At 30.5% G+C, this 7088-nt stretch carries 7 protein-coding genes; 1 reads left to right on the top strand and 6 read right to left on the bottom strand.

Going from position 1 to position 7088, the window contains the following annotated elements:
* Positions 1–41: 41 nt before the first annotated feature.
* The 4 genes from uhpC to uhpT form a co-directional block, all read right to left on the bottom strand.
* Positions 42–1325 carry an MFS transporter family glucose-6-phosphate receptor UhpC gene (gene uhpC / locus Q1J40_RS07595; protein WP_301099505.1) on the bottom strand — a complete coding sequence of 428 codons (1284 nt, stop codon included), beginning with the start codon at positions 1323–1325 and terminating at the stop codon, positions 42–44.
* Positions 1322–2815 (bottom strand): signal transduction histidine-protein kinase/phosphatase UhpB, encoded by a 1494-nt coding sequence (gene uhpB, locus Q1J40_RS07600; protein ID WP_301099506.1) that lies wholly within the window; start codon positions 2813–2815, stop codon positions 1322–1324. Before uhpB ends, uhpC begins: the two co-directional genes overlap by 4 nt.
* Positions 2816–2817: 2 nt before the next feature.
* Positions 2818–3417 carry a response regulator gene (locus Q1J40_RS07605; protein ID WP_301099507.1) on the bottom strand — a complete coding sequence of 200 codons (600 nt, stop codon included), beginning with the start codon at positions 3415–3417 and terminating at the stop codon, positions 2818–2820.
* Positions 3418–3481: 64 nt separating this feature from the next.
* A complete protein-coding gene (gene uhpT / locus Q1J40_RS07610; RefSeq protein ID WP_301099508.1) occupies positions 3482–4864 on the bottom strand; it encodes a hexose-6-phosphate:phosphate antiporter UhpT in 1383 nt (460 codons plus the stop codon).
* Positions 4865–5182: 318 nt separating this feature from the next.
* On the opposite strand from uhpT, the gene Q1J40_RS07615 reads away from it, so the two are divergent.
* Entirely contained in the window at positions 5183–5614 is a 432-nt protein-coding gene (locus Q1J40_RS07615) for a LexA family protein (protein WP_301099509.1), read from the top strand.
* Between the two features lie 16 nt (positions 5615–5630).
* Here the strand turns inward: Q1J40_RS07615 and Q1J40_RS07620 are convergent, their stop codons facing one another.
* Positions 5631–6155: an NlpC/P60 family protein gene (locus Q1J40_RS07620; RefSeq protein WP_301099510.1), complete on the bottom strand. Its 525-nt coding sequence runs from the start codon at positions 6153–6155 to the stop codon at positions 5631–5633.
* A gap of 118 nt (positions 6156–6273) precedes the next feature.
* Positions 6274–7088: deoxyribonuclease IV (gene nfo, locus Q1J40_RS07625; protein ID WP_301099511.1), on the bottom strand; the 815-nt coding region annotated here is incomplete at its 5' end.

Raw genomic sequence — 7088 nt, forward strand, 5'->3', positions numbered from 1 at the left:
AATGGTAAAGAATATCACTGTTTCAATGCTTTTTAATGTAATTAAAAAAATTCTGACTGATTACTGATTAAAAATGGTAACAACAATAGAGCGATAATTGACGCTGAACATGAAATAACAATAAAAAACCCATACCAATGAAAAGATTGAACAATTAAAGCTAATGGATATCCTGCTAAAGCTGCACCTAAATATGCAAATAAGCCAACGAAACCTGTCGCTGTTCCTGATAGTTTTTTATGAGAACATTCGGCGGCAGCCATTCCTATCAACATTTGTGGACCAAATATAAAGAATCCAACGCAGAAAAATAAACTTGCTTGCAATATAAAATCCATTTTAGGCATTAACCATAAAGCAGAAATAGAAGTAAAAATACCAATAGCAAAAATCAAGGCCATTGGTCCTCTATTGCTAGCAAAAAATTTATCAGATCCCCATCCTGCAACGATAGAACCGATAAAACCGCCTACCTCAAACAATGATAATATCGTATTAGCTGTAACCAGATCATAATGATAATGTTCCGTTAAATAAATGTTTCCCCAATCATTTATCGCAGTTCTTACTACATAAACCAACGTATAGCTAAAAGCTAATAACCAAATGTATTTATTTAAGAATACATATTTTTTCAAAATATCTTGCCAAGATAGATCTTTACCGTCTTCTTCTTGAGCTAGCTCTAAAGGATCATTTCTCCAAACACCTACACTAGGTAACCCCATTGTGTCTGGTGTATTTTTTAATCGTATCAATAATATTAATCCAATAAAAATACCTAACCATCCTGCAAAATTTAATCCATAGCGCCAGTTATAATGTAATGTAACATAACCAATAATTAAAGGAATTAAAGCTCCACCAACATTATGAGCAGTATTCCAAATTGACCACCATAACCCTCTCTCATTGCGAGAATACCAAGTTGTCAATAATTTTGAACATGCTGGCCAACCCCACCCTTGAAACCAAGCATTAATAATCCAAAATGAAATCAACCAAAATATGGAACTAGATAAGCTAAATAATATATTGGTAATACCAGTAATAATTAATCCTATAGCCATGAAATAACGAGGATTCGATCTATCAGAAAAAATTCCTGAAATGAATTTAGAAATACCATAAGTAATATAAAAGCTAGTTGCCATAATACCAATATCGTACTTATCAATCCCTAAATCGGATATAATTGCAGGAAGAGCATAATTCACACTTCTTCTAGTCAAATAAAAGCCTGCATATCCTACATACATAACTAGCATTAAATGCAACCGCCAATACTTATATTTACTATCTATATCTACAAATACTTTAGTCATAACAATGAGCCTGGTAGATTAACAACTATTTTTGTTCCTTTTTTACCTTCTACTGATAAATTTTTTACAGTAAAATCGCCATTTAAGATGCATATGCGCTCCTTAAGACCAACTAAACCTAGCCCTCTACCATCATAAGATTTATCAATACCAACACCATTATCTTCTATAATAATATTTATCATATTATCAATAGATATATAAAGGTATACAGATGTTGCCTGAGAGTGCTTTATTATATTATTTAAACTTTCTTGACAAATTCTATATATAGTAACTTCTAATAAATTATCTAATATAATTCCCTTGTCATTTTTAAAGTCAAATTTATATCTAATATTTCTCTGTTCAAATCCCATTTCAATAAATAGATTTTGAATACTTTGCATCAATTTTAGATCATCTAATACTCTGGGCCTAATTCGGTTTAATATACCTTTAACACTATCATAAATATTTAAAGACAATTTATCTATTGTATCTGTAATTTTTATATTTTCTTGCTTAGGATTAATACGCTTTAATATCATTGCCTGAGTCCTAATTGCAGTAATATTCTGTCCTATCTCATCATGTAATTCTTGAGAAACTTCCTTTCTAATATTATTTTCAGTATCAATCAATTTCCTTGTTAAATTTTGATTATTTTTCAATTCTATTTTTAAACTTTTATTTAATTCATTTTGCTTTTGAATATTTAGACCTAAAAAAATACCAATAATTGTTTGTAGAGATATAGATAAAAAAACGTCGGTAATTTGTATGTGAGAAAAATTATGAATTGTAGCCATTAAAGATATACTATTTATTAGTGATGCAATTATTGCCCCTTTCCACTCATAGTATATAGATAAAATGATAATAGGAATAGATAAGAAAAATAAGCTAAATCTAAAAAACTCATTAGGTAGATAAGTTTGTATAGTTATATTCAATATAAAAAATAAAGCATAGATTAAAATATGTTTTATACGAAATGAAACAGGTAAAGAAACAAGTCTTGACGTGATAGGAATCCAACGTCTATTAAATAAAAAATCATTTAACAAATAACAAAAAGGGATAATCAATAATAAACCAGTAAAGTTAACTAAAAAGACATAAAAATATCCTTTATATACAAAAAAAATACTATTAAAAGCACTAATAAACAAAACAAAAAATATATCATACAAAAACATATTATTATTTTTATTATTTTTAAAAAATGAAAAAATATAACTAAAAACAATACTCATTAAACTAATAAAAAATAATGTTACGTACAACTCCTTTGGAGTAATCAAAAATAATACAGTAAACTCAGAAAAATATACTGGAATCCAATAACGTTTATTAGTATGAAGAACTATACCTAATCGTAAAGAAAAAGGAAAAAAAAGTAATGCTAATACGGGATCTAGTAATAAATAATTAGAGACAACCCATAAACAAAAATAAAAACTAACAATTAAAAAGTATGTACAAGTAAGAGTGAATATAGATTTCATTATTATATTTTAGGAAATAATTTAACTAATTCAACATTATTTTTAATGTTTAATTTACTCATCGCATTAGCTCTATGAGTATGTACTGTTTTAAAACTTACATTTAATTTATCTGCGACTTCTTTTGTATTCAATCCTGAAGCCAATAACTCACAAACTTCAATTTCTCTTTTAGTTAGTTGTTGAGTTACTTCATATTGATGGGAAGATGTGATTCGTATAGCTAATTCTGGCATTAAATAGACACCACCAGAGTAAACTGTATAAACAGCTTGAATTAATTCTTCGGGATTACAACGTTTGCTTAAATAGCCTTTTGCACCATACTCTAACGCTTTGCGAACAATAATATCTGAATCATTTACACTAAGCATAATACAGGAAATTGATTTTGGAATAGAACTCAATAAATCTAATCCATTTTCATCAGGCATAGAAACATCAAGAATACAAACATCCGGTTGGAGAGTTGGCAAATATTGCCTAACTTCTTTTGCAGTACCAAATTCACCCACTACTTTAATATCTTCTTCTAAAGATAATAATTGAGAAAATCCAGATCTTACAATAGTGTGATCATCTACGAGTACAACTTTTATCATGGCTTCCCTATTCAAATAGAAAAAGAGTGTAAGAAAACTCTTACACTCTTAAAATTTAATTTTATTACTTACTTAATGACTTTATTTTACGTATTTTTCGTTCTTCTGCAATCGCAACAAAGGCAAGTAATACGATACAAGCTATAGCTGAAGTATTTAAGGCAGCAAAAGTACCACTCCATCCAGTTAAACCAAAGATAGGTGTTCCATCAGCGATCATACCTAATCCTAATTTTGCAAAACTATCACCAATTAAGTACGCAAAAGTTCCTTTAACTCCATCTGCAACACTAATTGCTTTTTTAGGTACAAAACCTACAGCTGCAACACCAATAAGCAATTGTGGGCCAAACACTAAAAATCCTAATACAAATAATGCAATTAGATAGGTATATTCATTTGTTGCAAATTGATAAAACTCTAATGTAAATATAATCAATATCAATGCAACACAAGCTGTTAATCCTCTACGTCCATTTGCCAAATCAGATAGATATCCCCATAGGAAAGTCCCTGTTAAGGCACCTACTTCAAATAGTGCAAAACCAGAAATTGCAGCATCTTTTGAAAATCCTAATTCTTGATAGGCATATACAGGAGACCATTGATCAATACCAATACGAACAATATAAAGGAAAATATTTGCAAAGCAAAGTAACCAAATTACTTTATTTTTCAAAATATATTGAACAAAAATTTGCCATTTCGTTAATTGTTGAGATTCTGTTGCAAAATCTTCCTCACTAAGTGGCTCATTAAATAATTCTTCAGCTTTTCCTAAGCCATAAGCTTCTGGAGAATCGCTTCCGTATCGTAATCCAAAGAAACCAACAATTAATGCAATAATTGAAGGGAAAATAAACATCCCAATAACGTGTCCATTAAAGAAATATGTAGCTCCAAAAATTGCAACACCAGCAGCAGCTGCTCCTCCTACATTGTGAGATAAATTCCATAACCCTAAATAAGTACCACGTTTTTTTCTTGGAGTCCATTTAGTAATAGTTGAGTAGCTCGATGGGCCACCTGTACTTTGAAAGAAACCACTTAACGCATAAAAAGCAATCATCAGGAATAGACTTACACTACCTTCTCCCATACTTGCACTAAAACCAAGCATACAAATTGCAGATAGAATAAGCATAAAAGGAACAAATTGTTTTGTGTTTTTCCCATCTGCATAATAAGAAACGACAGTTTTACCTATACCATAAGTAATAGAAAATCCTAAACCTATCATTCCTAATTCAGTTTTAGTTAATCCGTAAGTCTCAATCATATCATTCTGAGCAATATTGAAATTTTTACGAATTAAATACATTGCCATATATCCAATAAATACAACTAAATATGATTGCATGAATGGTTTAAACCACATTTTTCTTCTTTCTTCGACAGGTAGATCAAGAGTTGGCTTTCTTATCTCTTGCAAAAATTTTAAACTCATATTTTATCCTTTTAAAATTAAGTAAACTTAATTCAAATATAGGTAAAATAGGGTAAAAAGGCTTGAGAATATTGTTCATTTTTCCTAGGAAAAATTCTTAGTTATGCTGAAATTATCTAAATTTTGTGAGCCACATCACATTTCTAACTGAAATGTACAGACGATCAAAAATATATCCATACAACCTCTCCTATGTAGTAAACATTCTATTTTACATACTGTATTTATTTACAATAAAAGCTAAATTCCCTATTGACACTGTTTATTTAAACAGTACAATTACTGTATAAACACACAGTTATTTAAATAGGGAATATCATGGCATTCATCAGAAGCTTAGAACGTAACAATTCTTATCAACCGATTCCGTTATATCGTGATTTTAATACACAACGATCTGTAAAACTGGATCTTAATTCACTCTGTATCAGAAGACCGACAGATACTTTCTTTATCCATGTAAAAAATCCTAATTTAATTGCTTGGGGTATTGAGATGGACGATTTGTTGATTGTTGAACAGAACCAAGAGATCTTCATTAACGATCTAATTGTTATTGAGAGAAATGGAGAATATAAGTTTTATCAATTTTTTAATGAAATAAACGGAGAGAAGATCCTATTTTCACTAGATACAATAGAACCTAATTTACGAATTATGCAATGGGAAGAGGTGAATATCTCCGGTGTAATAACTAATGTCTTACACCAAATGAGAAACCGCACACCTCAAACAAAATATGCAGCATAATAGTACAAGTACAGAATTAAAGTACTCGACGAGATTGTGTATAATTTCTAGACCAATATCTATCAGATAAAGAGCTTGTTGTTACGCCTTGGCTGGTACTTGAGTGAACAAATTTTCCATCGCCAATATAGACTCCAACATGACCATTCTTACGGAAAAATACAAGATCACCAGGGCGTAATTCAGATTTAGAAATCGATTTACCCATATTTTTTTGCCCTGTTGTTACTCGAGGTAAATGCATATTAAATGCTTTACTCATCACAACTTGGACAAATGCAGAACAATCAATTCCCGCTTTAGTTGTACCACCAAAACGATAACGTGTACCAGCCCAATCGTGATAAACACTCAGTACTTTACTTACATTAATATTACGATCAAAATTTCTTACTGATTTATGTGTATTTTTTAAAATTTGGCTTGGAGTTGCTGCTTTTGTACTTAAGCTAGCATGAGATAAAGATGAAAAACTCAGTCCCAAAATAATAACTGTTGTTGTGCCAAAATATTGTGTTAACTTAAAAAAAGATTTCTGCATAATAATTTTACCGTCTCGCTAGAACTTAAAAGCGAATATTCTCCTGTTTATAAATTGACGTATAGTAATGTAAATTTAAATCGAATCTACTTTACGTAGGATGTGCGACAACACTATTTTAACTTTGTTCCAAACTTTTTAAAAATTTTATTTCATCACCCCAAATATCTGGATTGATTGTTTCCAAAATAAGAGGAATATTGTCAAAATATTGATTATTCATCACAAATTTAAAAATATCGGTACCAATAGTGCCTTCTCTTAACATATCGTGACGATCCACTCGACTGCCTAATGGTGTTTTAGACCCATTAATATGCATACCTCGCAAATATTGAAAACCGACTGTTTGTTCAAAATCAGTAAAGACTTGCTCACACTTCTCTGTAGTACTGATATCATAACCGGCTGAAAAAAGATGGCAAGTATCTAAACATACCCCAACACGATTTTTATCCTCAACTTGTTCAATAATTTTAGCCAAATGATCAAAATGCCAACCTAAATTTGATCCTTGCCCTGCTGTATTTTCAATTACTGCAACTACATTTGGCACTTTATCAACTGAAATATTGATTGATTCTGCAATTCGAGCTAAACAATCATCTTCTGAAATCTTATTTAAGTGACTACCGGGATGAAAATTCAATAGTTTTAAACCAAGCTGATCACAACGTTGCATTTCTTCAATAAAGGCATTTCTCGATTTTGTTAGGTTTTCTTGTTCGGGATTGCCTAAATTAATCAAATAACTATCGTGAGGTAAGATTTGATCGGCAGAAAATTGATGAACCTGACAAAAGCGTTTAAATTTTTCAATATTCTCTTGCTTTAAGGGTGGAGCTTTCCATTGACGCTGATTTTTCGTAAACAATGCAAAGGCATTGGCGCCAATCTCAACTGATCGCAATACCGCATTTTCTACCCCACCTG

The organism is Otariodibacter sp. (assembly GCF_029256985.1).
GTDB lineage: Bacteria > Pseudomonadota > Gammaproteobacteria > Enterobacterales > Pasteurellaceae > Otariodibacter.

Excerpts from the sequence above, each read along its gene's own strand:
- uhpC (WP_301099505.1), bottom strand. The coding sequence starts at position 1,325 with ATGACTAAAGTATTTGTAGATATAGATAGTAAATATAAGTATTGGCGG.
- uhpB (WP_301099506.1), bottom strand. The coding sequence starts at position 2,815 with ATGAAATCTATATTCACTCTTACTTGTACATACTTTTTAATTGTTAGT.
- Q1J40_RS07620 (WP_301099510.1), bottom strand. The coding sequence starts at position 6,155 with ATGCAGAAATCTTTTTTTAAGTTAACACAATATTTTGGCACAACAACA.
- Q1J40_RS07615 (WP_301099509.1), top strand. The coding sequence starts at position 5,183 with ATGGCATTCATCAGAAGCTTAGAACGTAACAATTCTTATCAACCGATT.
- Q1J40_RS07605 (WP_301099507.1), bottom strand. The coding sequence starts at position 3,417 with ATGATAAAAGTTGTACTCGTAGATGATCACACTATTGTAAGATCTGGA.
- uhpT (WP_301099508.1), bottom strand. The coding sequence starts at position 4,864 with ATGAGTTTAAAATTTTTGCAAGAGATAAGAAAGCCAACTCTTGATCTA.